This is a genomic window from Methylophilus sp. DMC18, from assembly GCF_056314005.1.
In genome coordinates this window covers 565,675-592,179 of the sequence record NZ_JBQUZE010000002.1, presented here as the reverse complement: position 1 = coordinate 592,179, position 26,505 = coordinate 565,675, and the positions used below count along the sequence as shown (strand labels likewise).

Below are 26,505 nucleotides of genomic sequence, written 5' to 3'. Positions count from 1 at the left end.
GCATTATGATACAACAAAACTGGCGCTAAGCCGCATGCATGCGGATGGCCTCTTCGATATCCACATCGACAATCCGTGACACGCCCGACTCTTGCATGGTGACCCCAATTAGCTGTTCAGACATCTCCATCGTGATTTTGTTGTGAGAAACAAACAAGAATTGGGTTTTTTCTGACATCACGCGCACCAGTTGGCAGAAACGCTCGGTGTTGCTGTCATCTAATGGTGCATCCACCTCATCCATCAGGCAAAACGGAGCCGGATTTAACCTGAACAGCGCAAACACCAGCGCCATGGCCGTCAGCGCTTTTTCGCCCCCGGATAATAACTGGATGGTCGTGTTTTTTTTGCCTGGCGGTTGCGCAAAGACTTGTACGCCGGTATCCAGAATTTCATCACCCAACAGCACCAGCTTGGCATTGCCGCCATTAAACAAGGTATTAAATAATTCGCCAAAGTGACGGTTGGCTTCATCAAAGGTTGCGCGCAGTTTTCCGCGGGTTTCGCGGTCTATTTTCTGGATCGCCTCTTCCAGCGTTTCGCTGGCGGTGAGCAGGTCTTGCAGTTGACTGTCCAGATACCCTTTACGCGCCTGCTCGCTGGCTAATTCTTCAATCGCAGCCAGGTTGACTGCGCCGAGTTGCTGGATCTGCTGTTGTAACCTTTGGGTCGTTTGTGCCAGTGTTTCGGCTTTGCTGTCATGATTTAGCCCTTGCTGAAGCAAGGCTTCATCCAGCCCCGTTTCAGACAAAGACTGCTGGCATTGCTCGACTTGCAGCTGACAGGCCTGCTGTTTAAGTCTTTGTTGCTCAACGGTGTCGCGCAAGGGATGCAATTGCTGCTCGATTTGCATGCGCTGACGCTCTTCTGACTGCAAAACGGCTTCTTTCTGCGCCAGATCGTTACGCACATGCGCCAGCGCATGCTCACAAGTGTGCTGCTTGTCCAAGGCCTGTGCCAAATGTGCCTTCAAGGTTTCCATGGCACTGACGGCCAGCGTTTGCTCGGTTTCTTGCAGGCGTAATTGCAAATGCTCACGCTCTTGGCTGAGCTGACTCAAGCGGTGCTGCAAATCATTGACAGCATTTTGCAACAGGGTTTGCTCGAATACTTGTGACTGATGCGCTTTTTCAGCCTGCTGTACGCTGTCACGCGCATCAAAATAGGCTTGCTCTACATGATGCTTGAGGGCCTGCGCTTCGCGCGCCGCCTGTTCCAGGCTGGCAAACTGCGCCTGATACTGCGCGATCCTGGCTTGCGCTTGCAAAATCTCGTCATTGAGACTCTGCTGCCGTACTTGCAGCGCAGACAGGTCTTGTTGCAAAGCGGTTTGCCTGCGCGACGCGTTGTCATAGGCCTGCTGCAAGCTTGACTGTTGCATCTGCGCCTCATGCATGGCTGCGGTATATTGTTTGATCCGTGGATGTGCCTGCTGCTGTTGCAAGCGCAACTGTTGCAGCGCCTGTTCAATCAGTTGCACCTGCTGCTGAGTGTGATTAACCGCAGCTTGCGCGGCTTCCAAACCGGCCTGTAACTTGACCAGTTGCTGCTGCCGTTCCAACACGCCTTGCATGGCATTCTGGCGGCCATGATAAACCACGCTATAGCGTTGATAGAGATCCCCTTGCTTGCTAAGCAGACTCACGCCTGCCGGGAGTTGCGATTGAAAGTGGCCAGCTTGGGCAATATCCTCAATCACATAAATGCCCATGAGCCAGTGTTGCAAGGCACCGGCAATTTCCGGCTGCTTGAGCGTAAGCAAACTATATAGGCTAGGCAATCCTTGCCAACGCTCTGGTAAACTATCGCGCGCCGTTCCAGCCATGGCTATGGCTAAAGCGGCTTGCGGATGCGGTAATGTAGCCAACATCGGCAAAGATTCAGTGAGCAAGGCATTCAGTTTATAGCCCAGGACCGCTTCGAGTGCGGGTTGCCATGCGGCATCCACCTCTACCGCCTGCCACAAACGCGCCGCTGATTGCAAACCGCTTTGTTGCAACCAGGGCCCTAGTTGCTGGTCTTGCTTGAGGCTTTGCAGCAACTTTTGCAAAGACTGGATTTCGGCTTCAAGCTGGTTCAGCTGGCGTTGAGCCTGCTGCCAGTCTTGCCTGGCTTGCAGCAACCATTGCTGTTGCTGCTGCTCATCTACCCGCCATTGTTGTAGCTGCTGTTCTTCTTGCTGCAACTGGGCTTGCTGTTGCGCCTGCTGCTGCTTATACCCCTCCAAGGCCTGCATATCTGGCAAGGCCCAGGCTGATAGCTCACCTTGTAACTGTTGCAAGCGCTGGTTGGATTCCGAAAGATTGCGTTGCAAAAACTGTACGTTATTCTGCTCCAGGTGCATCTGCTGGCGGCATTGCTGCACGGCTTGCTGTGCTTCACTGGCGGCTTGCTGTATACCTTGCAACTGTAATGACTGTGCAGGCAAAGCCTGTTGCAAGGCTTGCAACTGCTGCGCTTGTTCGGTCAGCGTTTGTTGTGCGGAGGCAAGTGCCGTGGTTTTTTCGTCCAGTTGCTGTTGTAACTGCGCTTGCTGCTGGCTACCACGTTCAATCTGCCCCTGCAGCTGTTGCTGCTGTTGCAGCAGTCTTAAGCGGGCCTCTTCCGATTGCTTGACTTGTAAATCCAGATTGGAAACTTGCGCGTTGGCCTCGTAAAAGGCGGCCTGTGCCGTATGCAATTCGCCTGATGCGGCCTGATGCTGCTGTCGAGCCTGCTCCAAAACCAGCTCGCAACGTCTTAACGCCGCAACTTTCTCCTCCAACGCATTCACTGCGTGCGCTACCGCTTGTGAAGCGGCCTCGTAAGCCAGCACAGCATCTCGCTTGCGCAACCACCACCATTGCGCCTCAGCCAGTTGGTACGCCGCTTGCAGTGACTGATATTTCTGCGTCACAACGGCTTGCGCCTCCAGCTTGAGAATCTGCTTGTTCATCTCGCGTGAAATATCTTCCACGCGCGCAAGATTCTCACGTGTATCACGCAGGCGTAGCTCTGTTTCACGCCTGCGCTCTTTATATTTGCTGATCCCTGCGGCTTCTTCGAGAAATACGCGCAGCTCTTCTGGCCGGGCTTCAACAATACGTGAAATCGTGTTTTGACCGATGATGGCGTAAGCACGCCCCCCAAGGCCGGTGCCCAAAAACAAATCTGCCACATCCCGACGGCGTACCGCAGTGTTATTAATATAGTAGCTTGAGCCCTTATCGCGCTCGATTACGCGCTTGACCGAGATTTCGGCATACTGATTCCACTCGCCACTGGCACCACCCAAGCTGTTATCAAAAATGAGCTCGACACTGGCCCGCGAAATAGGTTTGCGATGCGAAGATCCGTTAAAAATCACTGCATCCATGGCATCGGCGCGCATTTCCTTGGCGGAGGATTCGCCCAGCACCCAGCGGACCGACTCCATAACGTTAGACTTGCCACAGCCATTTGGCCCTACCACGCCCACACGCTGCCCATGCAGGTGGATGGTCGTTGGATCAACAAAAGACTTGAACCCCGCAAGTTTTAAATGTGTCAGACGCAAAGTAAGTAAACTGCTTATAAGAATTTGAGTGGTCGCTTAAGCGTTATAATACCCATTTTTAAGACGAAACATGCGCACAATGAACGAACATTTACTTGGTGGGAAACCCACTGCACAACCGACTAAAACACTGGAAACCTTTGAAAATCCCAATTCGCAGAGAGACTTCCATATCCATATGGAAATTCCAGAGTTTACCTGCCTGTGTCCAAAAACCGGTCAACCTGACTTTGCGGTCATATATCTGGACTATATTCCCAACAAATTATGTGTTGAGCTCAAGAGTCTTAAACTTTACATGTGGTCATTCCGTGATGAGGGCTGCTTCCATGAAGCGGTCACCAATCAGATTCTGGATGATCTAGTCTCTGCCATAGACCCGAAATTTATGCGCGTAACCGCCAAGTTTTATGTCCGTGGTGGCATTTTCACCAATGTGGTGGCCGAACATCGTGCCCCAGGCTGGCAGCCACAACCCTTTGTCGAGCTCTCTCAGTTTTCTGCGCAAAGTAATATACGCGGATAAGCCATCTGACCATGCAGAAAAACAAAAGCCCGGCAATGCCGGGTTTTTTACTGCGTAACCTGTACGCAGCTTGACACCATAGCCTTAAAGAAACTTAAGCTTTAGTAAGCACTTTAATAAGCAGGTGATATAAATAAATATGAAATTTAAAGCTAGAAATCACTGAGTGATTTTTGGCGTCCCCACGGGGATTCGAACCCCGGTCGCCTCCGTGAAAGGGAGGTGTCCTAGGCCTCTAGACGATGGGGACCTAAGAAATTTAACAACCCGTGCATTATACCAGTTTTTCAAATAATTAAAATATTTATTTTTTAAAAAATTCAATATTTTCAATCACTTGGTGGAGATAAGCGGGATCGAACCGCTGACCTCTTGCATGCCATGCAAGCGCTCTCCCAGCTGAGCTATACCCCCAAATCTCTGGTATTGCAGTTCTTTGTTTTGCAGTGCAATTCAAAGAAGGCGCCATATTAATGATGCCCAGATATCTTGTCAACGACTTTGATAAGAAAACATGAAAAAAACTTTATATCGTTTTGTTTTATGAGGCCCTGCCTTGTGTTGCACAGAGCCTGCCGTGAAAAAGCTTGAGAAACTTACTTGAGATGGGGTTTGATCTTGCCGAGAATTTCTTCACTTTCCGGACGTGTCATACTGTTAAAAGAATAAACCTTCTGCCCGCCTGGCAAAATCAGATATTTGTAAAAATTCCATTGTGGTGCCTGCCCTGTTTGTTTGATCAGTTGCTGATAAAGCGGATTGGCGCCACTTCCAGTCACGCTGGACTTTTCAACCATAGGAAACTTGACCGAATAAGTCAGCTTGCAAAAGTCGCCAATCTGCTTGTTGTTGCCAGGCTCCTGACGGAAATCATTGGAGGGGAAGCCAATCACCACCAGCCCTTTATCTTTATATTGCTCATACATGGCCTCCAACGCTTCAAACTGTGGCGTGAATCCGCATTTGCTGGCAGTGTTCACAATGAGCACTGGCTTGTCCTGAAATTGACAAAAATCGACAGTTTGACCTTGCAGTGTCTTAAACTGGTGCTGGTATAACGGTAGACATTCTGCCTCAGCCATGGATACCCCCCCCAGGGTTAAAAACATCAATATAAAACTGCGCATTGCATCTCTCCAAATAGTTATGATTGTGTTATGCCTTTGTAGACAATGTGTTAGCTTGATTGTTCTCAATTAAGTTTTCATATTTTACTTTTTTTAATAGGTGCCGTTAACCTTCTTGTAAGGAACCTTTGCCATGCTTGGCACAGTCTATGCTAAAGATGTTCTAAAGCAATTTGATACTGACAGGTTTTGTTAACAGAATAACGTCATGGGAGATCATCATGTTACAAAAAGCAGCACCTAACGATAAATTCAAGAAAATCGATCAAATGCTCGAAGACTTTGCCGGCGATGAAGTCGATGATTATGACAGTGGCTATGGTAGCTATGAAAAAAGTCATAAGCACTACTCTGCCGATGAAGATGCATTGATGAATATTGATGATTTGTATTGATGCATGCACTTGCATTTGCAATCCGTGATCGCGCATCAGCGTGAGCCGTGGTTGCTGATATAATGGCGTGATGGAAATTACTACACGCTTGGAATTCGATGCGGGCCATCGCATTCCTGATCACAAGAGTCAATGCCGTAATCTGCACGGTCATCGCTACGCAATTGAAATTACACTGTCTGGAGAGGTGATTCAGGCAGAGCATGCCTCTGAAAATGGCATGGTAATGGATTTTGCCGATGTAAAAAGAATTGCCCGTGAAACCATTGTCGATCGCTGGGACCATGCTTTTCTGGTCTACCATGGCGATACGGCGGTGCTGGATTTTCTAAACAGCTTGCCCAATCACAAGACTGTGGTGTTCCCAACCATCCCGACGGCAGAAAACATGGCTGCGGAAGCCTTTAAGCTGCTCAAGGCCCAATATCGTGATACCTTCGGCAATCAGCTCAAGCTTGTGAGAGTTCGCCTTTACGAAACGCCCAATAGCTGGACGGACGCATTCGATCAGAAATAGTCGGCGATCAGAATTAATTTTCCAGCGCACTCAACGCTGGCATGACTTGCGCTAGTGATGTGTCCCATTCAGGCAAGCGCACACCAAACACCTGTTCCAGCTTATCGCTGACCAGCCTTGAGTTTTGGGGGCGTCTGGCAGGCGTTGGGTATTCTGCGGATGATATGGCTTGCAGCTCTTTAAGTAGCAAGGCGGGCCAGCCTTGTTGTAGCGCCAGCGCTTGATACTGCGTCACAATCTCGCTGGCAAAACCATACCAGGTGGTTTCACCTCGATTCACCAAATGATAAATCCCGGTCTGTTCAGCGTTGTGCGGATGCCAGCGTTCAATTAATTGCGCGACTGCTTCAGCAATCGCGATATCGGCCGTGGGGGCGCCATGCTGGTCTGCCACAATGCGTAGTTGTTCCCTACTCTGTGCTAACCGAATGATGGTTTTGAGGAAGTTTTTGCCGTAGCTGCCATAGACCCAGCTAGTACGCAGGATGAGATGCGGGAGGCCAACCGCAGCAATTGCCTGCTCGCCTGCAAGTTTGCTGGCGCCATAAACACTGACTGGATTAACTGCGTCAGTTTCAAGGTAAGCAGTGGCTTTGCTGCCGTCATATACATAGTCAGTCGAGAAATGGATCAGCACTGCATTCAGTCGTGCGGCTTCTTCTGCAATGATTTGTGGGGCCGTGGCGTTGATGGCAAAGGCCAGTTCACGCTCGGTTTCTGCCTGGTCTACCGCGGTATAGGCAGCAGGATTAATAATCAGGTCTGGTTTGACCTGGCGGATGACTTGCCGGATGTGCGCTGGCTGACTGAGGTCCAGTTGTTGGCGAGTACAGCTGATTAGCTGTACTTGAGCAATGGGCTGTTGTTGCAGCTGTGCGGCAAGTGCATGCCCCACTTGACCATTGACGCCTGTTAACAGGATTTTTTTCATATGCGTAAGCAAGGTCCGAATCAAAGAATATGCTAATAATTAGTCAAATTTGGGCGCCTGTGCCCAGGGGAGCCCTTGCTGATCTTTGGCAGACAGGCTGGGGGGCATGTCCAGCGGCCAGTCTATGCCAATCGTTGGGTCATCCCATTTAAGGCAGGCCTCATGTTGTGGCGCATAGTAATCCGTTGTTTTATACAGAAAGTCAGCCGTGTCAGAGAGCACGACAAAGCCATGCGCGAAGCCAGGCGGAATCCATAACTGACGGTGATTGTCAGCGCTTAAATGCACGCCTTCCCATAATCCAAAGGTCGCAGAACTCTGACGCAGATCGACCGCGACATCAAACACTTCTCCGGCAACCACTCTCACCAGCTTGCCCTGCGCTTGCTGGACTTGATAATGCAGGCCGCGTAATACGCCCTTGGCCGAACGGGAATGGTTATCTTGCACGAATGTCACATCCAGCCCTGTGGCTTGTTTAAAGGCTTGCGCATTGAAGCTCTCTATAAAGAAGCCTCGTGCATCGCCGAATACCTTGGGTTCTAGAATCAACACCTCTGGAATTTTGGTCGCAGTCACCAGCATTAAAACACCCGCTCTTTTAAAATCATCTTCAAATACTGTCCGTACCCATTCTTGGCATATTTGTCCGCCAGTTTGTCCAGTTGCTCTGCATTGATAAAACCCTGGCGATAGGCGATTTCTTCCAGACAGGCAATTTTAAGGCCCTGGCGCTTTTCAATCGTTTGAATAAAGCCACTGGCTTCCAGCAGTGATTCGTGGGTACCGGTATCCAGCCAGGCCATGCCACGCCCCATGACTTCGACATTGAGGTCCCCAGAGGCCAAATAATGCTTGTTGACGTCAGTGATCTCGAGTTCGCCACGGGCCGAGGGCTTGAGGTTCTTGGCAATCTCAACCACGCGCTGATCGTAAAAATACAGCCCCGTTACCGCATAGCGCGACTTGGGTTGTGTAGGCTTTTCTTCCAGGCTGATGGCCGTGCCGTGCGCATCAAACTCGACCACGCCATAGCGCTCGGGGTCGTTGACCGGGTAGGCAAACACGGTGGCGCCCTGCTCGCGTTTACCGGCAGTCATGGCCATGTCACCGAGCTCATGCCCGTAAAAAATATTGTCACCGAGCACCAGGGCGCTGCTGTCGTTACCAATGAACGACTCGCCGAGGATAAAGGCTTGTGCCAGCCCATCGGGTGAGGGTTGTACCTGATACTCAATGCGCATGCCCCACTGGCTGCCATCGCCCAGCAGTTCTTTAAAGCGTGGCGTGTCCATCGGGGTAGAAATAATCAACACTTCCCGGATGCCTGCCAGCATGAGTGCGGACAGGGGGTAGTAGATCATGGGTTTGTCATACACCGGCAACAGTTGTTTGGAGACGACTTGCGTCACTGGATATAAGCGGGTGCCGGAGCCACCGGCCAATACGATGCCTTTTCTTGCCATTATGCCAACTCCTCGCCACGTTCATGGTAGTTTGTACTGAGCCAGTGCTGGTATTCACCGCTGGTGACGCGTGCCACCCATTGGGTATGCTCCAGATACCAGCGCACCGTTTTACGGATCCCGGTTTCAAAGGTTTCCTGAGGTTTCCAGCCTAAGGTCTGCTCGATCTTGCTGGCGTCAATGGCGTAACGCAGGTCATGACCGGGACGGTCTTTGACAAACGTAATCTGGTCGCGGTAACTGCCTTGCGCTTTGGGCTGCTCCTGATCGAGGATGTCGCACAGCGTATGTACAACGTCCAGATTGGTTTTCTCATTCCAGCCACCAATATTGTATGTCTCGCCAGGCAGGCCCTTGGCCAGCACTTCACGGATGGCATTGCAGTGGTCTTCGACATACAGCCAGTCACGGATATTGCTGCCGTTACCATAGATCGGTAAGGGTTTGCCAGACAAGGCGTTATGAATCACTAACGGAATCAGTTTTTCCGGGAAGTGGTAAGGGCCATAATTGTTGGAGCAATTGGTGGTGAGCGTCGGCAGGCCATAGGTGTGATGATAGGCACGCACCAGATGATCTGAGGCCGCTTTTGAGGCTGAATATGGACTGTTGGGCTGATAAGGGTTGGTTTCCTTGAATGCAGGATCATTGGGTTCCAGTGAGCCATAGACTTCATCGGTAGACACATGCAGGAAACGGAATGACTGCTGCGACTCTACCGGTAGCGCTTGCCAGTAGGCCCTGACCTCTTCGAGCAGGTTAAACGTACCGACCACATTGGTCTGGATAAACGCATCCGGCCCGTGGATAGAGCGGTCTACATGACTTTCTGCAGCAAAATTAAGCACCGCCCTGGGTTTATGGGTTTCTAACAGTGACTTCACCGCAACGCGGTCACCGATATCCGCATGAATGAAGACATGGTCCGGGTCATGGCTAATCTCCGCCAGATTCTCCATGTTGCCGGCATAAGTGAGCTTGTCCAGATTGACCAGTTTACCCAGCTTCAGCTTTACCCAGGCATTGACGAAATTGCTGCCGATAAAACCGGCACCCCCGGTCACTACAATGGTGTCTGTGTGCATAAAATCTCTGCTTAATAGTGATTACAACTTGGAAATATCTTTTGATACTACCGCAAGCACCCGGCATGTAAAGAGTGAATAAGCGCAGCAGAGCCGCATCAAATCACAACAAAAGACGGTCGTCACCAGGGTGAAGCGCCAGACTTGCTGAGACTTTCTATATATTGCTGATGGCTGGCCAACTCCTCTTGGCTAGGCGGCAATCGCTTCATTGCAGAAAAGTCGACCTCAATATGGCTTTGCATGGTTTGTTGCTCGGAGGTTGAGAGTTCCATCAACAGGCTCTCTTGTCCGCGCGTCATGGCAATGTAGACATCGGCGAGCAATTCCGCATCGAGCAAGGCGCCGTGCAAGGTCCGCTGTGAGTTATCGATACCGTAGTGGCGGCACAAGGCATCCAGATTGTTACGCTGGCCGGGACGCATTTCCTTGGCCATTTTCAAGGTATCAACGATACCACTGACGAATGACGGCAGCGGGTCCATGCTAAGCCTGGACAACTCCATATTGAGGAAGCCGACATCAAACGGAGCGTTATGAATAATGAGCTCTGCACCACGAATAAACGCAATGAAATCCTGTGCAATTTGCGCAAAAAGCGGCTTATCCTGCAAGAACTCCAGCGAAATTCCATGTACTTCCTGCGCACCGGCATCAATCTCACGCTCGGGATTGATATACAAGTGAAAGTGACGCTGGGTTGGTCGGCGGTTCAACATCTCGACCGCAGCAATTTCAATAATTCGATGTCCCTGATCGGGATAGAGGCCAGTGGTCTCGGTATCGAGGAAAATCTGTCTCATTTAAGCTACGCTCCTATCCTATCGCCACGGTTAGTACACCTTGATTTGCCAAGGCATCTGCACGCTCGTTGCCCTCGTTGCCGGCATGCCCTTTCACCCAAATCCATTCAATCTGGTGAGGCTTGGCGATGTCATCCAACTGTTGCCATAAGTCCGCATTTTTAACCGGTTTTTTATCCGCCGTACGCCATTGCTTGAGCTTCCAGCCTGCCAACCACTCGGTCATGCCTTTTTGCACATAGCTGGAATCGGTATACACTCTGACATGCGAGGGTTTCTTGAGCGCCTGCAAGCCTTGAATCACCGCCGTCAGCTCCATACGATTATTGGTGGTCAGCGCTTCGCCACCATAGAGGGATTTTTCGTGCGAGCCCGCTTTAAGCCATACGCCCCAGCCACCGACGCCAGGGTTGCCCTTGCAAGCACCATCAGCGTACATTTCTATCCATTGTTGATTCGACATCCGCGCATTCTAACTGCTTTTGGCCGTTTTTTTGTATGCTGGAACGGCCTTTTCTGACCTGCAACGCCGGATTCAGCGGCAACATTTTCCAGTCTGGTTTTAATAAGCGGATGTTGAGCACTCTTTTTTTGGCGATCAGGAAATAAATGCCACCACTCATGCCACACAAGCGTGGCCCCCACCGTTCCAGGCAAGACTGGCGCGCCAGCCAGTCAGGATCATTGAATGGAAAAGCGTGCATCAAATAACCACTACGCACGACCTCAAATCCCAATACACTCAACCAGTCACGAATGCGCCAGGCTGTAAACAATCTGCTGAAACCGCCTGCCTGCCTGAATTGCCCGACTCTGGCGCGCATGCCCAAACAACTGGCAGGGCTAATCCCGGTCAGCACCAAACTACCTTCAGGCACCAGTACCCGAAACACTTCGCGTAACGTCTGCTGTGGATCCGCACACTGCTCCAGCACATGGGGCATGCAGACCAAGTCAACTGAATTTTCGGCAAATGGCAAAAACTCGCTTTCGCATAATAACGATGCATTGGCCGAGGCGGTTAGCTGTAGGGAGTGTTTGTAAGGAATCCGACACTGCTCGAGCAGGTCATGCGCAGACCATCCGATCTGCAGAGCATGAAAGCCGAACACATCAGCCACGGCTTGCGCGTACAAAGGCGTTTCACGCGCGACAATATATTGACCCAGAGGCATTTGTTCAAAGAACACTGACTGGCTTGATTGCAAGATAGATTCCCTCACGCACTTAAAGCACCGCTTGAATACCGTCCAGGGCATCTCCCTTGACAAGCATCATGATTTTTTCAATGATGCGTGATGGACAAAAGTTCTGCAAGTATAGAAATCATCCCCCTGCCCGCTTTTAGCGACAATTATCTGTGGTTAATTCAGTCTGGCTCGCTGGCCTGGGTGGTTGATCCGGGCGATGCCGACGTGGTTGAAGAGGCTTTGAGCAAGAGAGAACTGAGCTTAAAAGGGATTTTACTCACACATCATCATGCAGACCATGTGGGCGGCGCTGCCAGCTTGCAAAAGCATTGGCGCTGTCTTGTCTATGCCCCGGACAGTTCACAGCCGTCTTATCAGGCCATGCAGACCATCCCCGTCCACGCCGGGGACACTATCAGTCTGCTGCCAGAAGACATAATAAGCTGCGAAGTGCTTTCGCTGCCGGGCCATACACTTGATCATGTGGCTTATTATGTCAATCAGCAGCATTTGTTTAGCGGCGACGTACTGTTTGGTGCAGGGTGTGGCCGCCTGTTTGAAGGCACGCCTGTGCAAATGTATGCCTCACTACAACAGATTGCCGCGCTTCCCCCAGAAACACTCGTTTATCCTGCGCATGAATATACCGCGCACAATCTTGCTTTTGCGCAGACCATAGAGCCGGATAACCGCGCATTACTCCAACGTATCGCAACCACCCGCGAGTTACGCCATCAGCAACGCCCCAGTCTGCCAACGTCCTTGGCACAAGAATTGGCGACCAATCCGTTTTTGCGCTGTGAACAGTTGCGTCTGCGCCCTGAATTTCAATCGCGCTCGGCGCTGGAAGTGTTTACCGAGATCCGCACCCGCCGCAATGACTTTTGATCGCGCAACCTTCAAGCACAGTCTGGGCTTGCTGGCAAGGGCTTGTCTCCCCCCGAATTTAACGTAGAATGATGTCCTCCTTAAAGCGCTTGTGTGCGTTAGGCCTATCTCAAACAGATCGGCGCGGCCGCTACGGCCATCCGGATTTAGCAATCCATGTGTATCCGCCCTGCCGGATGCGCAACACTCTCAGGATAAAGTATTACCGTCATGCGTTTTAAAAGATTCATCGTCTGCATTGCACTGTCAGCCTCGCCATGGTGTGGATCGGCTGAATACGTGGAACCAGCCACTTTGTCCGATGACAATGGCAGTTATGACGAAAGCTATGGAGAGACTGGCGTAGAAGGCTACACCTCCAGTTATCAGTTTGAAGATAGTCTGACCTTGCAAAACAGCTTGTGGGACCGCGTGCGCGATGGCTTTAACATGCCTGACATCGACTCAAGCTACACCAACAAACACGAACAATGGTACGCCTCTCGCCCAGACTACGTTTCACGCATGCTGGAGCGGAGTAAAAAGTATCTTTACCACATCGTTGTTGAGGTTGAAAAAAGAGGCATGCCCACCGAGATTGCGCTACTGCCCATGATAGAAAGCGGCTTTAACCCTAAAGCGCTGTCTACCAGCAAGGCGTCAGGCATCTGGCAATTCATCCCCTCTACCGGCAAAGACTTTGGCCTCAAGCAGAACTACTGGAAAGACTCACGCAAAGACGTGACTGCCGCCACCCAGGCTGCGCTCAATTATCTGCAAAAGCTTTATACCATGTTTGGCGCCTGGGACTTGGCACTGGCCGCTTACAACGCGGGCGAAGGCACGGTTGCACGCGCCATTGAGCGCAATGAGCGCCTGGGCTTGCCGACCGATTACCAGCACTTGTCCTTACCGGATGAAACTCGCAATTACGTGCCCAAGCTGCAGGCCATCAAAAACATTATTTTCCGGCCTGAACAATATGGATTGACGCTCAACGAAATTCCAAACCGGCCTTACTTTACCACCGTCCAGGCCCCCAACAAGATTGATGCAAAACTGGCTGCAGAGTTGGCAGGGATTACGCTGGAGGAGTTTAGCGCACTCAACCCAAGTTTTACGCGGCCGGTCCTCATCACGGAAAACAGTTATCAAAAACTTCTGTTACCAACCTGGGCGGCCAGCAACTTTACACAAAATCTGAATGCATATAACCGTCCCCTCTCCAACTGGCACAGCTACCAGCCCAAGCGTGGTGAGCGCCTGGGTGTGATTGCCAGCAAGTTTGATATCAGTATTTACGAATTGAGCGCAACCAATAACCTGAAGCCGAATCGCAATCTGATTGTCCGTCGACCATTGTTAGTGCCCGCCAGCGTGGAGTCAGCCGGTCTGACCAAACCGATTGATGTTGCAGCCATGGCTAAACTTTCCGTAGAAGTGCCGGTTGAAAAAGAGTCATCCAGCGAACCAACGACTATTTCCCATAAAGTGAAAGCTGGCGAGACCTTGTCCACTCTGGCCAAGCGCTATGGCATCAGCAGCCAGCAAATCATGCAACAAAACCATCTCAAGTCTAAAAAACTGGCGGCTGGCCAGGTATTGCAACTGCAAAAACAAGAAAGCCACGCCAGCAAATCAAGTAAAGGGAACTCTGGAAAATCGCATGACTCGAAAACAAGCGTAAAATCTGGTGCTAAGAAAGCAGGCAGCCACAGTAAACATAGTGCCTCTTCATCAGATTCAGCTAAAAAGAGCACAACATCGCATCATAAGAAAAGTCAGTCCAGCAAACATTAAATCGGCCCATCATGCGCACTGCACACTCACCGCTCAATTTGCACGTTGTGTCTCATCCGCAGAATGCGCAAGGCAAGCGCCGAGGATATGTGAGCCATGCCATGATGACCATGGCTCTGGCGGCCATGCTGTCAGCCTGTAGTCCAGAGCAGGCCAACCAGGAGACACTGGCGTTTGATCAGGCCTACCCACCACAGGCCGGGGGCACCCTGATGAGCGCCATGCCCTCAGATCCGAGCAGCATGATCGGTATGGTGGCTGGCGAATCCGCCTCGCTGGCAATTGGCAGTTACCTGTTTAATTCACTGCTCAAATACGACCAGAATCTGGATTTGGCCGGCGAATTAGCCGCTTCCTGGCAAGTTGCAGACGACAAGAAGACCATCACTTTCAAGCTCAAACCCAATCTGCAATGGGCCGATGGCAAGCCGCTTACCAGTGCGGATGTGCTTTTCACCTGGCAGCTGATCACAGACGAAAAAACGCATAGCCCTTATGCCTCTGATTATCAACTCGTTACCCAGGCAGAAGCGCCAGATCCACAAACGTTTATCGTGCACTATTCGCAGCCCTTTGCACCCGCGCTCGAAAGCTGGGCCAGTTTGCAAGTGCTGCCCAAACACAAACTGGCAGGACAGGATATACATACCACCAGTTTTGCGCAAAAACCGTTAGGCAGTCATTATTACCAGCTTCAGGAATGGCGACACGGCGAATACATCAAATTAAGTCGCAACCCCAAGTCTGTCATGGGAGCCGCCAATATCGAAACGCTGGTCGAACGCGTGATCCCTGATCCAGCCGCCCAATTTCTCGAGCTCATGGCGGACCATATTGATAGCATGAACATGGATCCGATTACCTATGCACGCATTATTCCTTCGCGTCCGGCACTCGCAGCCAGGCTCAACCAATACAAAGAGCTAGGCAACAGCTATACCTACCTGGGCTTTAACCTCAAACGCAAACCATTTGATGATGTGCGTGTGCGTAAAGCGATCAACTATGCCATTGATAAACAGGAAATTATTGATGGCGTCTATCTTGGCCTCGGCATTGCGATTGCCTCCCCGTACAAGCCGGGCACGCGCTGGAGCAATCCTGATCTTCACCCCTATGCCTTCGATCCGGCCAAAGCCAGACAATTGCTAGCCGAGGCAGGTTACACAGACAGCGATGGCGACGGTTATCTAGACAAAAATGGTCAAAAATTGTCATTTGAAATCCTGACCAACCTCGGTAACAAGCAGCGCGAGAAAACCTCGGTCATTATTCAGCGCAGACTCAAGGAAGTCGGGATTGATACCCGCTTGCGTACGCTGGAATGGGCCAGTTTACTGACCAATTTTATCAAACCGGGTAATTTTGATGCCGTGGTAATGGGCTGGGGACTGGGTCTGGACCCTGACCAGTACAATATCTGGCATTCCAGTCAGCAGAATCCCGGACAATTCAACTTTATCGGCTACCACAATCCTCAAGTAGACCATCTGCTGGAGCAAGGGCGACTTGAGTTTGACCCGGAAAAACGCATGCAGATTTATCATGCATTCGCCAAGGCCCTCTATGACGATAGTCCTCTGGTTTACCTGTCTGCCGGCTACGGGCTGACCGCCATCCACAAACGTGTGCAAGGGATTATGAATCCTATACCTCCGGCGGGTGTCGGCTACGACTCACAAAAATGGTATATTCCGGCGCCGCTGCGCCGCGCGCAAATACAGGCTGAATAAAACATGCTACGTTATTTAATCAGACGTGTGTTATGGATGATCCCGATGTTGATCGGCATCAGTCTGATTTCGTTTTTTATCATGCATCTGGCGCCTGGCGATATCACCAGTACGGAATCTGCGTTCGACCCCAAATCCTCAGAAGAGTCACGGCAAAAACTGCGTGAGCTTTATCATCTGGATAAACCCATCATCGTGCAGTATGGCTTATGGCTGGAGCGCATGGTGCACCTTGATTTCGGCCATTCGTTTGCCAGCCATCAAAAACCGGTGTTTTGGTCAGAAACCGACAAAGACGGCAATACCACCAAGGGCATGATTGAAGAAGCCTTGCCAGTGACCTTGCTCATGAATTTAGTTGGTTTGTTGTTGACGCTGAGCCTTGCGATTCCGCTGGGCGTCATGGCGGCCAAAAAACATGGTCATTGGCAAGATCGCAGCATTACCTTATTTAATTTTATTGGTTTTTCTATCCCCGGCTTCTGGTTATCCCTGTTGCTGATGTACTGGCTGGGCGTAATTCACCCCTGGTTTCCGATTTCTGGCCTGCATAGCCTCAACTACGACCAACTCAACGCCTGGCAGCAAGCACAGGATCTGTTCATGCATTTGTGTTTGCCTGTGATCATTCCAGCATTGACGGGCCTCGCAGGTGTCACCATGTTTGTGAAAAACGGCATGCTGGACGTATTGAGCCAAGACTTTGTGATCACCGCCCGCGCCAAGGGCTTGAGTGACCGGGTCGTGACTTATAGACATGCTCTGCGCAATGCCCTGCTACCACTGATTACTTTGGTCGGCCTGTCACTGCCCGGCTTGATTGGCGGCTCGGTGATTGCTGAAACCATTTTTGCCATTCCAGGCATGGGTAAACTGTTTTATGAAGCGGTGATGATGCGTGATTTTCCGGTCGTCATGGGCATACTCACCATAGGCTCAGCCTTGACACTGGTGGGCAACTTATTGGCTGATCTTGCCTACGCGTGGGCGGATCCGCGTTTACGCAAAGGGGTCATGCCACAACGCTAGGCTATCCAGACATGAAAAAAGTCCTGCAAAATCCCTTAGCCCTAACCGGGTTGATCATTATCAGCATCATCTTGCTGCTGGCGCTACTTGCACCCTGGATTGCCCCTTATGACCCGGATGCGATCCAGGTCAAGCAGATTCTGGTGGGGCCTTCGGGCCAGCACTGGATGGGCACCGATGGTCTGGGGCGGGATGTCTGGAGCCGGATGCTGTTTGGCGGCCGCGTCTCGCTATTGGTAGGCCTGGTCGCGGTGGGGATTTCGACTGCCATCGGAGTCGTGCTCGGTGCTTTAGCTGGCTACTATCGTGGTTGGGTAGATACGCTGATCATGCGACTGGTTGATTTGATGTTGTCTATTCCCAGTTTTTTCTTGATTTTAGCCGTGATTGCTTTTTTAAGTCCTTCGATCACCAACGTCATGGTGGTCATCGGACTCACCTCCTGGATGGGCGTCACGCGGCTGGTGCGCGCTGAATTCCTGAGTCTGACACAACGTGAATTTGTCACCGCTTCCACGGCACTCGGTGCTCTGGACAGTCGCATTATTTTCAAGCATTGCCTGCCTAACAGCCTCACCCCTATTCTGGTCAGTGTCGTGCTGGGCATCGCCAGCGCCGTGCTCCTTGAGTCTGGCCTCAGCTTTTTAGGCCTGGGCGTGCAACCGCCGCAAGCCTCCTGGGGCAACATCCTCACCGATGGTAAAGAGTATATCCAGTTTGCCTGGTGGTTATCCGTGTTTCCCGGACTTGCCATTTTAATCACGGTGTTAGGGTATAATCTGCTCGGCGAAGGCCTGCGGGATGTGTTCGACCCACGTTCCAACACAGTACGCTAACCCTTCAATCAACTGACCAAACGAACTAACAACCACACAGGAACAAGCATGGCATTTCTTGCTGGAAAAAAAATCCTGATTGCCGGTTTGCTGAGCAACCGTTCAATCGCTTATGGCATCGCAGCCGCAATGAAACGTGAAGGTGCCGAACTGGCATTTACCTATCAAGTCGACAAGCACGAAAAGCGTGTACGTGACCTGGCCGCAGACTTTGAATCCGAGATCGTTCTCCCCTGTGACGTTGCTGAAGATGCACAAATCGACAACCTGTTTGTAGAGCTGGCTAAAGTCTGGGATGGCCTGGATAGCCTGGTGCACTCGATTGCTTTCGTCCCTAAAGTCGCCCTTGATGGTGACTACCTCGAAAGAATCGACCGCGAATATTTCCGCATTGCACACGATATCAGCTCCTATAGCTTCTCTGCGATGGCCAAAGCAGCCTACCCGATGATGCAAGGCCGCAACGGCAGCCTGTTGACCATCAGCTATTTGGGCGCAGAACGCACCATGCCTAACTACAACGTCATGGGGGTCGCCAAAGCCAGCCTCGAAGCCAACGTGCGTTACCTGGCACAAAGCCTTGGCCCACGCGGCATCCGCGTTAACGCAGTCTCTGCTGGCCCAATCAAAACGCTGGCTGCCTCAGGCATCGCTGACTTTGACAAAATGATCGGCTTTAACGAAAAACACGCCGCCTTGCGCCGTAACGTGACTATTGACGAAGTTGGCAATGTCGCCGCCTTCCTGACCAGCGACCTCGCCTCAGGAGTGACTGGTGAAATCACTTATGTTGATGGTGGCATGAACATCACTGCTGCTGGTCAAATCGACTAAGGCTGACCACTCGTCAAGCAAAACGCCTGCGCTGATAAAAGCCAGGCGTTTTTTATGGCCAAATGCCGAATACTTGCACTGCTTAATAACAATGCACTAAATTACACAGTATCTTCAAAACAATCTAAAAAATAAAAAAATTTAAGGTGCACTAAAAATTTATTCACCCATTTAATTATGGTGTACTAAAAATTTATAAGATATTGCATTTTAGCTAAAAATTTATTTTTTAATATTTATATCTCCCATCCTATATAAAGCTTAGGTTCGTTTTTGGGGTCTAATTAACGTTAGCGCTTATGAAATACACCTCCGCCATTTTTCTTTTTCTCTGTATTCTTATTCCCGCTCTTTCTAGGGCGGCAATTGATGACACGGCACTACTCTTCAAGGGAAAAGGGAGCGATTTAACAAATTCCGAAAAACAACAAATTTTCCAACGTCTCGGTTTCAAGGTGGCTCCAGATAAAAAGAGACTGGTTGACTCAACCTGTGAAGAAGAAGCTCAATTCGATATTGATATTACTGATCTAAATAAAGACAAAACCTTTGAAGTGGTTATCTTGGGTGGTAACACGTGTAGTTCAGGAGCTACTGGCAGCTCAATTTGGCTATTCATCAAAGATGTTAAAGGTGTCTATCAGCCCAATCTTGGCTTTCCTGCTGCAGGCTATTAGGTTATGAAACATAGTTCAAAAGGCTTTCCAGATATGCTTATTGGTGGCATGGGTTTCTGTTCTGCTATATGGCGCTGGAACGGTATTAAATACCAACATTTTCAAAATGTACCTACAGCTAAAAGAGGGTGTGATGGTCGTTAAATCAAGCGCTAACCCATCAAGAGGAACTGGCGAAAGCAATCTTCGATGATGGAATTTTCATTAACGAGGGTGGAGCCACCAATGTCGCCAGCTCCTTATGTCAAACGTTAGCAGTCTCATGGAAGCCATCGACCAACTTCAGCGCCACTACATGATGCTTACGCTTGGTGTAGGTGAGATACAACCGTGCATCGACTGGGCAATTGAACGATTGGAGCTCAATCAAGAAGGCGATGATCTAGACGTTATCTTGCTTGCAGCAGCAACAGTACTAGAAGAAGCTTCTCCCTCCGTTGGCTCATACGATTTTGGAGCGCTACAAAGGCCCTGAGGCATTGGACAAGCAACTTGCTGCAGGAAAGTACGTGGCGAGTTTACGGCCTTTGTATTTGTCTGGCGCCGAGTCTATTGAGTCGCTCAATGGCAAGTTCACCATACTCTTTGTCAGTCTTGGGTATCCAAATTGGCTAGTTATGCTCAGCAGAAACTGTGAATACGCTACCGACGTCGATGCATTCCGCGAGCCCTTCGAACAAGAGTTCGAGTACATCGCAGATCTTTGGGGCAAGGCCAGAACACTCACTGAGTTTAAAGCTGCATACAGTCGAGAGGTATCGAACACTCATGACGCGAAATACTGCTAACAAGTCCGTCAACCGGATGCCAAAATGCTGCGCTCCGGCGCCGATTAGGTCAAACGTTAGCGGGTTTATGAGAACGCTCGCAAAAGCTGCTGCCATTCTCGTCTCCTTATCTTTGGTAGCTTATCAAAGAGTTGCAGAGTTCATGCGCTATGAAGGCGAAACCTAGCGAGTCAGATCAAACGGATATCTAACAGAAATGAATTATGAAATGCACTCGTTATCAAGGCAGAGTTACCACCTGGAAAGACGAACAAGGGTTTGGCTTTATCACGCCCAATAGTAGCGGAAAGCAAGTGTTTGTACATATCACTGCATTTTCAAACCATCATCGACGCCCGATTGGCAACGAGATTGTGAGTTATGAAGTCAGTAAAGATGCGAGTGGGAAATTAAAAGCCGAGCGTGTTCAATACATTGATGCGCCATCGCGATCAAAGGATGGGCAGTTTCTATTGCTATTTGCCATCATTTTTCTTGTTTGCATTGCAATATCCGTTTTCGCCGGAAAACTGCCATTATGGGTGTTAGGGATCTATTTGCTGATGAGCAGTTGCACACTCATTGCTTACAAGCTGGATAAAAGTGCTGCAAGGCAGAACAATAGACGTACCCCTGAAAAAACCTTGCATCTATTAGCCTTGATCGGTGGCTGGCCTGGGGCCATCATTGGCCAGAAACTGTTTCGACACAAATCAAAGAAGCTTTCTTTTCAAGTGATTTTTTGGGCAACTATTATTCTGAACTGCGCGACATTAGCGTGGCTGCTTTCCATAGATGGATTTGCTTTTACAGAGCGCGTGATTGGCACATTTTTAAATTAGCCAGGTGTATTAATTAACATAGTGACATGAAATAAAAAAGGAGGGCTATGCCCTCCTTTTTTCACTTCAGTTCGCTAATTATTCGTTACCTTTGGATAACAACACTTTGGCATTGAACTGAATATCTTTCTTGGCTTTGAGTGAAGCCACATAAGCATGTGACATCTCTGCCCCCAGTGCCATCTGATACACCTTAAAGGCTCTGTCAGCCACATCTGGCTGGTCTTTGAGCTTCTGGTTCACCGCAATCACTTTAATCACGGTATAGCCTTTGTTGGCCTCGTTAAAGCCATAGTATGCTGGCAGTGCATGTGTGTTGACCTTGAACACATTTCTCATCACACCATCGCTCAAGCCTTGCGCATTTCTGCGATCAACCGTCACGGGCGTAATCCAGTCTGCATTGCTTGCTTTACCGGCCTTTAGCTCAGCCAACAAGGCCTCGCCTTTTTGCTGCACCAATTTATCTGCGGCTTCAGCTTTGAGCAAGCCTTCAATACCGGCTTTAACTTCATCAAAGCTACGAGGCGCTTCTGGGCTGTACTCAACCACGCGTGCAGACACCAGGTTATTCGGTGATACCTCAACGGCTTCGGTATTGCGTTTATCTTTGAGCACGTCATCGGAGAACACCAACGAAGCAAAACGATCGCTTTTGAAGAACTTGGCGACTTCATCTTTGCTCATGGCTGGAGAAGACTGCAATTGCAGGTTAAATTTCTTGACCGCTGGCTCCAGGCTGCCAGATTGCTCATACACAGTATTGCCAAAATCATCGGCCAACTCAGCATATTTAGCTTGTGCTTTCTGGAACAACAATTCAGCTTTAATTTTGAGCTTCATCGAATCAAAATCAGAAGACTCGCCTGTAATGCCTGTCAGCTTGATGATATGGTAGCCGAACTCAGATTCCACCAAATCGCTGATATCGCCAACTTTCATCGAGAAAGCTGCATCCTCAAAAGGCTTGACCATCGCACCACGGCCAAAACTGCCTAAATCGCCGCCCTTGCCTGCTGAGCCTGTGTCTTGTGAAAACTCAATTGCCAGCTTTTCAAAACTCTTAGGATTGGCCTTGACTTGCTTGAGAATGGACTCTGCCTTTTCTTTGGCAGCGGCTTTTTCAGCAGGCGTGGCAGTGCTATTAAAACCGATCAAAATATGGCTGGCCTGACGTTGTTCATTGCCCTGAAATTTAGCCGCATTTTCATCATAATATTGCTTAACTTCTTGGTCAGTCACGCTGACTTGGCCCATCAGGCCTGCAGCAGAGAGCAAAGCAAACTGTAACTTCACCTTGGCAGGTGCAATGAATTTAGTTTTATGCTGGTTGTAATACGCTTGTACCTGCTCAGGCGTCACCGTCACCTGATTCATAAAGTCAGCTACTTTAATATCGGTCACGCTGACTTCACGCTGTTCAAACTCGGACATCAGCGATTGCTCAGCGACTTTTTTCGGCATAAAGACCAGATTGCTCAGGCCTTCTCTTACCTGCTGGACCGCGAGGTCTTTGCGTATGCTCTGCTCAAATTTGGCTGGTGTCAGCTTGTTTTGTGTCAGCAACTGGTTGTAGGTTTCCTCAGAAAACTTACCGTTGCTTTGAAACTCCGGCATGCCAAGAATATGCTGGCTGAGTTGCTCATCACTGATTTTAAAGCGGTAATCATGAATCGCGCCTTCAATCAGCCGACGTGTAATGATGCCTTCCAGCACAGATTGCTTGAAAGCTGGACTTTCGAGCAAAGCCGTATCGACTTTTTGTCCCTGGGACTGCATATAGTTACGCGCATTTTCCACGGCGTTAGAATATTCCTGCAGGGATATCTTCTGGCCATCAACTTTGGCCACTGCAACCTGCCCACCCGCCTGATTCAAATAGGAGTCGATGCCAAACAATGCAAACGGCACCACAATCAGTGCCAGAATGATTTTTGCCATCCATCCTTGTGTATGTTTTCTAAGTGCTTCCAACATTTTATCGTTTCCATTACCTGATTTTTTGCAACAGCAAACTATACCATAAAGCGATTAAAACCGCCTGAGTGCAACGCCTTTAAGACATAACCGCGGCCAATTTGTGCAGGAAAAATAAACAGTAATAATCACACCAGTAACCCGCACTCAATCAAAGTGCTGCAAGCCAGATATGATAACGAGCGGTAAAGGTGTGACACTCAGCGCAGAGCCTGTACAAACTCAGCAGAGATAAAATTACTTGTACCAATGCTGGAATTTTTTAGTGAGTAGATGAGGATTGTTTTAGGTGCTGAAAAAGAAAAAAGCCCTGAATAATCAGGGCTTTTATTTGGCGGAGCGGACGGGGCTCGAACCCGCGACCCCCGGCGTGACAGGCCGGTATTCTAACCAACTGAACTACCGCTCCCGGTAATCGTTAAGCTGAAATTATAACATTGTTTTTTATAAAATCAACTAATTTTTTTAATTACTTATTCGGTACTTAGCATTGCTAATTAAAGTAACTTCTTAAGTACCGTGTCACTCAAAAAATTAAGAGCGCAAACTTCGCACTCTTAATTTAAATTGTTTGGTGGGTGCTAACGGGGTCGAACCGCTGACATTCGCCTTGTAAGGGCGACGCTCTACCAACTGAGCTAAGCACCCGTAACAACCACTGGTGTTGCTACTGCAGTTAAGCAACAAACGCTGCTCAACCAAAGAATGCTAGTTTACAGCATCTTTAAGGCCTTTACCAGCCCTAAATTTAGGAGATTTAGCAGCTTTGATGTTAATTGTTGCGCCGGTACGAGGATTACGGCCAGAACGGGCAGAACGCTCACCTACATAGAATGTACCAAAACCAATCAAGGTCACCATATCACCTTTTTTCAATGCACCGGAAATAGCCTCAGTTGTTGCATCCAGAGCACGAGCCGCAGCGGCTTTAGAAATACCAGCAGCACTTGCAATATGATCTATCAATTCTGATTTATTCACGTGTTTCCCCTAATAACTAGTTAAAAAGACAGGTACATCCTGTACCGTCTTTATATCAAGCCGCAAAACGAGCTGTCAAGCGGTATTCCGGCCTTTTGACAATAATTCGCATCAATTTTACTAATGCGTGACAGCTTGCTCGGCATTCCCCTCGCCAGCGGCAACAATCTCGACTGCAGGCGCTTCCACAGCCAACGGCTGCGGTGCTCTTTCCAGCGCAAGATCCAGGACCTGATCTATCCATTTCACGCAATGAATGTCGAGATCCTTTTTGATGTTGGCAGGGATTTCAACCAGGTCCTTTTCATTAGCTGAAGGAATCAATACCGTTTTAATCCCCCCACGGTGAGCGGCAAGCAATTTCTCTTTTAAGCCGCCAATCGCCAGCACCTCCCCACGCAAGGTTATCTCACCTGTCATCGCCACGTCTGCACGGGCTGGAATGCCCGTCAGCACAGACACAAAGGCGGTGGTTAAGGCAATACCGGCACTTGGACCATCTTTAGGCGTCGCACCTTCTGGCAAGTGGATATGAATATCCTTCTTCTCATAAAAGTCGGTCGGAATACCCAATCCTTCTGAACGGCTACGTACCACACTCATGGCCGCAGTGACAGACTCTTGCATCACATCGCCCAGCTTACCTGTGGTGATCGTTTTACCCTTACCAGGCAAAGTCACCGCCTCAATGGTCAGCAACTCCCCGCCGACCGAGGTCCATGCCAAGCCTGTCACCTGCCCTACCTGGTTATCTTTAGCGGCAACACCAAAGTCATAGCGCTTGACGCCCAGGTATTGCTCAATATTCTTGCTGGTGATGTTAATCTTTTTAACGGTTTTGGTTTTGCCTTTTGCCAGCAATTGCTCTTTGACTGCTTTACGGCAGACCTTGGCAATTTCCTGCTCCAGGCGGCGCACCCCCGCTTCACGGGTGTAGTAACGCACGATATCGCGCAGCACACTTTCCGCCACCGAGATATCGGTAGACTTCAAGCCATGGGCTTTAAGCTGCTTGGGTAACAAGTAGCGTTGCGCAATATTGATCTTCTCATCTTCGGTATACCCTGACAGACGAATAATCTCCATCCGGTCCAGTAATGGCTCGGGGATATTCATACTGTTAGCCGTCGCGACAAACATGACGTCGCTCAGGTCATAATCAACCTCGACATAGTGGTCAGCAAAGGTATGGTTTTGTTCTGGATCCAACACCTCCAGCAAAGCTGAAGACGGATCACCGCGCATGTCCTGGCCCATTTTGTCGACTTCATCAAGCAGGAACAACGGGTTTTTCACCCCAACTTTAGTCATGCTTTGCAGCACTTTGCCTGGCATGGAGCCAATATAAGTACGGCGATGGCCGCGAATCTCCGCCTCATCACGCACACCGCCTAAAGCCATGCGCACAAACTTACGGTTGACCGCTTTGGCGATACTCTGGCCCAGCGAGGTTTTACCCACCCCTGGAGGGCCCACCAGGCACAAAATTGGGGCTTTGAGCTTGCCAACACGCTGCTGTACTGCCAGATATTCCACAATACGCTCTTTGACTTTATCAAGACCATAGTGATCCGCATCCAGAATCGCTTCTGCTGCCTGCAAGTCTTTACTGATTTTGGTTTTCTTTTTCCATGGCAGATTTAACAGAGTATCAATGTAGTTACGTACCACAGAAGCTTCAGCTGACATCGGTGACATCAGTTTAAGCTTCTTGAACTCGGCGGTGACTTTGGCTAGTGCCTCTTTTGGCATGGCTGCGTTTTTAATGCGCTGGTCCAGCTCTTCCATCTCGGCATTTTCATCCTGCTCACCGAGCTCTTTCTGGATAGCTTTCACCTGCTCATTGAGGTAGTACTCGCGCTGACTTTTTTCCATCTGCCGTTTAACACGGCCACGGATGCGCTTTTCAACCTGCAGGATGTCGATTTCAGACTCCATCAGGTAGAGCAAATGCTCCAGACGCTCAATCACGCTGAGCATCTCAAGCACTTTCTGCTTTTCTTCCAACTTGAGCGTCAAGTGAGCTGAAATGGTGTCAGCCAGACGACCAGGCTCGTTAATTGTTGCCAGTGAAGTCAGAATTTCGGGGGGGATTTTTTTATTCAGTTTAACGTATTGATCAAACTGGGTCATGACCGTACGCATCAAGGCTTCGGCCTCTTTGTCATCCTGGTCTGTTTGCTCAACTTCTTCACCCAAGGCCATAAAGCACTCGTCAGTCTCCACAAAATCGGAAACGCGTACGCGATGCAAGCCTTCTACCAGGACTTTCACTGTACCATCCGGGAGCTTGAGCATTTGCAGCACGGTCGCCAGGGTACCGATTTCATACAAATCTTCAGCCACAGGATCGTCTTTGTTGGCTGACTTTTGTGCAACCAGCAAAATCTTTTTGTCACCCTCTGAAGCGCGCTCCAACGCTTTGACCGATTTAGTCCGGCCAACAAACAATGGAATCACCAGGTGGGGATAGACGACGACATCGCGCAAAGGCAATAAAGGAATTAAAGCGTTTTCCGGTGTCTCGGAGTCAAGCAAAGTGTGTTCTGTCATAGCGTCTTTCAATAAGTGTCAAAGGAACAAGTCC

At 49.7% G+C, this 26,505-nt stretch carries 24 protein-coding genes and 4 tRNA genes; 12 read left to right on the top strand and 16 right to left on the bottom strand.

The window, feature by feature from the left end:
• Nucleotides 1–25 precede the first annotated feature (25 nt).
• Nucleotides 26–3,535 carry a chromosome segregation protein SMC gene (smc, locus tag ACT53G_RS06745; RefSeq protein WP_476168998.1) on the bottom strand — a complete coding sequence of 1,170 codons (3,510 nt, stop codon included), beginning with the start codon at nt 3,533–3,535 and terminating at the stop codon, nt 26–28.
• 79 nt (nt 3,536–3,614) lie between these two features.
• On the opposite strand from smc, the gene queF reads away from it, so the two are divergent.
• Nucleotides 3,615–4,061 (top strand): preQ(1) synthase, encoded by a 447-nt coding sequence (queF, locus tag ACT53G_RS06740; RefSeq protein ID WP_194747615.1) that lies wholly within the window; start codon nt 3,615–3,617, stop codon nt 4,059–4,061.
• A gap of 174 nt (nt 4,062–4,235) precedes the next feature.
• Here the strand turns inward: queF and ACT53G_RS06735 are convergent.
• From ACT53G_RS06735 to ACT53G_RS06725, 3 genes are all read right to left on the bottom strand, one after another.
• Nucleotides 4,236–4,311, bottom strand: a tRNA-Glu gene (locus tag ACT53G_RS06735).
• An 88-nt stretch (nt 4,312–4,399) separates the two neighbouring features.
• Nucleotides 4,400–4,475 (bottom strand) — tRNA-Ala (locus tag ACT53G_RS06730).
• 182 nt (nt 4,476–4,657) lie between these two features.
• Entirely contained in the window at nt 4,658–5,188 is a 531-nt protein-coding gene (locus ACT53G_RS06725; protein WP_228518728.1) for a glutathione peroxidase, read from the bottom strand.
• A gap of 221 nt (nt 5,189–5,409) precedes the next feature.
• On the opposite strand from ACT53G_RS06725, the gene ACT53G_RS06720 reads away from it, so the two are divergent.
• A complete protein-coding gene (locus tag ACT53G_RS06720) occupies nt 5,410–5,583 on the top strand; it encodes a hypothetical protein (RefSeq protein WP_194747616.1) in 174 nt (57 codons plus the stop codon).
• Between the two features lie 70 nt (nt 5,584–5,653).
• Nucleotides 5,654–6,100 carry a 6-carboxytetrahydropterin synthase QueD gene (queD, locus tag ACT53G_RS06715; RefSeq protein ID WP_194747617.1) on the top strand — a complete coding sequence of 149 codons (447 nt, stop codon included), beginning with the start codon at nt 5,654–5,656 and terminating at the stop codon, nt 6,098–6,100.
• A 13-nt stretch (nt 6,101–6,113) separates the two neighbouring features.
• Here queD and rfbD read toward each other — a convergent pair whose 3' ends face one another.
• The 7 genes from rfbD to ACT53G_RS06680 form a co-directional block, all read right to left on the bottom strand.
• A complete protein-coding gene (gene rfbD / locus ACT53G_RS06710) occupies nt 6,114–7,031 on the bottom strand; it encodes a dTDP-4-dehydrorhamnose reductase (RefSeq protein WP_476168997.1) in 918 nt (305 codons plus the stop codon).
• 39 nt (nt 7,032–7,070) lie between these two features.
• Nucleotides 7,071–7,616 (bottom strand): dTDP-4-dehydrorhamnose 3,5-epimerase, encoded by a 546-nt coding sequence (gene rfbC, locus ACT53G_RS06705; RefSeq protein WP_275355271.1) that lies wholly within the window; start codon nt 7,614–7,616, stop codon nt 7,071–7,073.
• Complete coding sequence (gene rfbA / locus ACT53G_RS06700) at nt 7,616–8,497, bottom strand: glucose-1-phosphate thymidylyltransferase RfbA (RefSeq protein ID WP_275355273.1); 882 nt, start codon at nt 8,495–8,497, stop codon at nt 7,616–7,618. The genes rfbC and rfbA overlap by 1 nt, the downstream gene beginning before the upstream one ends.
• Nucleotides 8,497–9,582: a dTDP-glucose 4,6-dehydratase gene (gene rfbB / locus ACT53G_RS06695; protein ID WP_313987573.1), complete on the bottom strand. Its 1,086-nt coding sequence runs from the start codon at nt 9,580–9,582 to the stop codon at nt 8,497–8,499. Before rfbB ends, rfbA begins: the two co-directional genes overlap by 1 nt.
• Nucleotides 9,583–9,704: 122 nt before the next feature.
• Nucleotides 9,705–10,385, bottom strand: coding sequence for a DNA polymerase III subunit epsilon (dnaQ, locus tag ACT53G_RS06690; protein WP_476168996.1), 681 nt, complete (start codon nt 10,383–10,385; stop codon nt 9,705–9,707).
• Between the two features lie 13 nt (nt 10,386–10,398).
• Nucleotides 10,399–10,824 carry a ribonuclease HI gene (rnhA, locus tag ACT53G_RS06685; RefSeq protein ID WP_409934496.1) on the bottom strand — a complete coding sequence of 142 codons (426 nt, stop codon included), beginning with the start codon at nt 10,822–10,824 and terminating at the stop codon, nt 10,399–10,401.
• Nucleotides 10,814–11,593 carry a class I SAM-dependent methyltransferase gene (locus ACT53G_RS06680; RefSeq protein ID WP_275355281.1) on the bottom strand — a complete coding sequence of 260 codons (780 nt, stop codon included), beginning with the start codon at nt 11,591–11,593 and terminating at the stop codon, nt 10,814–10,816. The genes rnhA and ACT53G_RS06680 overlap by 11 nt, the downstream gene beginning before the upstream one ends.
• A gap of 90 nt (nt 11,594–11,683) precedes the next feature.
• Between ACT53G_RS06680 and gloB the strand changes: the two genes are divergently transcribed.
• The 9 genes from gloB to ACT53G_RS06635 all read left to right on the top strand — a co-directional run bounded on the left by gloB (nt 11,684) and on the right by ACT53G_RS06635 (nt 20,960).
• The gene (gene gloB / locus ACT53G_RS06675) at nt 11,684–12,463 is read left to right on the top strand and encodes a hydroxyacylglutathione hydrolase (RefSeq protein ID WP_313987579.1); all 780 of its coding nucleotides are present in this window, start codon (nt 11,684–11,686) and stop codon (nt 12,461–12,463) included.
• 210 nt (nt 12,464–12,673) lie between these two features.
• Nucleotides 12,674–14,242 (top strand): transglycosylase SLT domain-containing protein, encoded by a 1,569-nt coding sequence (locus ACT53G_RS06670; protein WP_476154576.1) that lies wholly within the window; start codon nt 12,674–12,676, stop codon nt 14,240–14,242.
• 125 nt (nt 14,243–14,367) lie between these two features.
• Entirely contained in the window at nt 14,368–15,975 is a 1,608-nt protein-coding gene (locus ACT53G_RS06665) for a peptide-binding protein (RefSeq protein ID WP_476169016.1), read from the top strand.
• 3 nt (nt 15,976–15,978) lie between these two features.
• On the top strand, nt 15,979–17,004 hold the full coding sequence (locus tag ACT53G_RS06660) for an ABC transporter permease (protein ID WP_338654154.1): 1,026 nt from the start codon (nt 15,979–15,981) through the stop codon (nt 17,002–17,004).
• An 11-nt stretch (nt 17,005–17,015) separates the two neighbouring features.
• Nucleotides 17,016–17,840, top strand: a complete 825-nt coding sequence (locus ACT53G_RS06655; protein ID WP_194747631.1) for an ABC transporter permease — start codon at nt 17,016–17,018, stop codon at nt 17,838–17,840.
• Nucleotides 17,841–17,888: 48 nt separating this feature from the next.
• Entirely contained in the window at nt 17,889–18,674 is a 786-nt protein-coding gene (locus ACT53G_RS06650) for an enoyl-ACP reductase FabI (protein ID WP_194747633.1), read from the top strand.
• 299 nt (nt 18,675–18,973) lie between these two features.
• Nucleotides 18,974–19,351, top strand: coding sequence for a hypothetical protein (locus tag ACT53G_RS06645; protein ID WP_476168995.1), 378 nt, complete (start codon nt 18,974–18,976; stop codon nt 19,349–19,351).
• A gap of 262 nt (nt 19,352–19,613) precedes the next feature.
• Nucleotides 19,614–19,826: a hypothetical protein gene (locus tag ACT53G_RS06640; RefSeq protein ID WP_476168994.1), complete on the top strand. Its 213-nt coding sequence runs from the start codon at nt 19,614–19,616 to the stop codon at nt 19,824–19,826.
• A gap of 516 nt (nt 19,827–20,342) precedes the next feature.
• The gene (locus ACT53G_RS06635; protein WP_476168993.1) at nt 20,343–20,960 is read left to right on the top strand and encodes a DUF1294 domain-containing protein; all 618 of its coding nucleotides are present in this window, start codon (nt 20,343–20,345) and stop codon (nt 20,958–20,960) included.
• Nucleotides 20,961–21,038: 78 nt separating this feature from the next.
• Here the strand turns inward: ACT53G_RS06635 and ACT53G_RS06630 are convergent, their stop codons facing one another.
• The 5 genes from ACT53G_RS06630 to lon all read right to left on the bottom strand — a co-directional run bounded on the left by ACT53G_RS06630 (nt 21,039) and on the right by lon (nt 26,471).
• A complete protein-coding gene (locus ACT53G_RS06630; RefSeq protein WP_476146509.1) occupies nt 21,039–22,937 on the bottom strand; it encodes a SurA N-terminal domain-containing protein in 1,899 nt (632 codons plus the stop codon).
• 332 nt (nt 22,938–23,269) lie between these two features.
• Nucleotides 23,270–23,346 (bottom strand) — tRNA-Asp (locus tag ACT53G_RS06625).
• Nucleotides 23,347–23,509: 163 nt separating this feature from the next.
• Nucleotides 23,510–23,585, bottom strand: a tRNA-Val gene (locus tag ACT53G_RS06620).
• 60 nt (nt 23,586–23,645) lie between these two features.
• Nucleotides 23,646–23,918, bottom strand: a complete 273-nt coding sequence (locus tag ACT53G_RS06615; RefSeq protein ID WP_018985281.1) for an HU family DNA-binding protein — start codon at nt 23,916–23,918, stop codon at nt 23,646–23,648.
• Between the two features lie 120 nt (nt 23,919–24,038).
• Entirely contained in the window at nt 24,039–26,471 is a 2,433-nt protein-coding gene (gene lon, locus ACT53G_RS06610; RefSeq protein ID WP_194747641.1) for an endopeptidase La, read from the bottom strand.
• Nucleotides 26,472–26,505: the final 34 nt, after the last annotated feature.

Excerpts from the sequence above, each read along its gene's own strand:
- rfbA (WP_275355273.1), bottom strand. The coding sequence starts at position 8,497 with ATGGCAAGAAAAGGCATCGTATTGGCCGGTGGCTCCGGCACCCGCTTA.
- queD (WP_194747617.1), top strand. The coding sequence starts at position 5,654 with ATGGAAATTACTACACGCTTGGAATTCGATGCGGGCCATCGCATTCCT.
- ACT53G_RS06635 (WP_476168993.1), top strand. The coding sequence starts at position 20,343 with ATGAAATGCACTCGTTATCAAGGCAGAGTTACCACCTGGAAAGACGAA.
- ACT53G_RS06720 (WP_194747616.1), top strand. The coding sequence starts at position 5,410 with ATGTTACAAAAAGCAGCACCTAACGATAAATTCAAGAAAATCGATCAA.
- ACT53G_RS06665 (WP_476169016.1), top strand. The coding sequence starts at position 14,368 with ATGCTGTCAGCCTGTAGTCCAGAGCAGGCCAACCAGGAGACACTGGCG.
- ACT53G_RS06650 (WP_194747633.1), top strand. The coding sequence starts at position 17,889 with ATGGCATTTCTTGCTGGAAAAAAAATCCTGATTGCCGGTTTGCTGAGC.
- ACT53G_RS06640 (WP_476168994.1), top strand. The coding sequence starts at position 19,614 with ATGGAAGCCATCGACCAACTTCAGCGCCACTACATGATGCTTACGCTT.
- rfbC (WP_275355271.1), bottom strand. The coding sequence starts at position 7,616 with ATGCTGGTGACTGCGACCAAAATTCCAGAGGTGTTGATTCTAGAACCC.
- ACT53G_RS06655 (WP_194747631.1), top strand. The coding sequence starts at position 17,016 with ATGAAAAAAGTCCTGCAAAATCCCTTAGCCCTAACCGGGTTGATCATT.
- dnaQ (WP_476168996.1), bottom strand. The coding sequence starts at position 10,385 with ATGAGACAGATTTTCCTCGATACCGAGACCACTGGCCTCTATCCCGAT.
- queF (WP_194747615.1), top strand. The coding sequence starts at position 3,615 with ATGAACGAACATTTACTTGGTGGGAAACCCACTGCACAACCGACTAAA.
- rfbD (WP_476168997.1), bottom strand. The coding sequence starts at position 7,031 with ATGAAAAAAATCCTGTTAACAGGCGTCAATGGTCAAGTGGGGCATGCA.
- ACT53G_RS06630 (WP_476146509.1), bottom strand. The coding sequence starts at position 22,937 with ATGTTGGAAGCACTTAGAAAACATACACAAGGATGGATGGCAAAAATC.
- rnhA (WP_409934496.1), bottom strand. The coding sequence starts at position 10,824 with ATGTACGCTGATGGTGCTTGCAAGGGCAACCCTGGCGTCGGTGGCTGG.
- ACT53G_RS06660 (WP_338654154.1), top strand. The coding sequence starts at position 15,979 with ATGCTACGTTATTTAATCAGACGTGTGTTATGGATGATCCCGATGTTG.
- ACT53G_RS06670 (WP_476154576.1), top strand. The coding sequence starts at position 12,674 with ATGCGTTTTAAAAGATTCATCGTCTGCATTGCACTGTCAGCCTCGCCA.
- lon (WP_194747641.1), bottom strand. The coding sequence starts at position 26,471 with ATGACAGAACACACTTTGCTTGACTCCGAGACACCGGAAAACGCTTTA.
- ACT53G_RS06645 (WP_476168995.1), top strand. The coding sequence starts at position 18,974 with ATGAAATACACCTCCGCCATTTTTCTTTTTCTCTGTATTCTTATTCCC.
- rfbB (WP_313987573.1), bottom strand. The coding sequence starts at position 9,582 with ATGCACACAGACACCATTGTAGTGACCGGGGGTGCCGGTTTTATCGGC.
- ACT53G_RS06725 (WP_228518728.1), bottom strand. The coding sequence starts at position 5,188 with ATGCGCAGTTTTATATTGATGTTTTTAACCCTGGGGGGGGTATCCATG.
- gloB (WP_313987579.1), top strand. The coding sequence starts at position 11,684 with ATGGACAAAAGTTCTGCAAGTATAGAAATCATCCCCCTGCCCGCTTTT.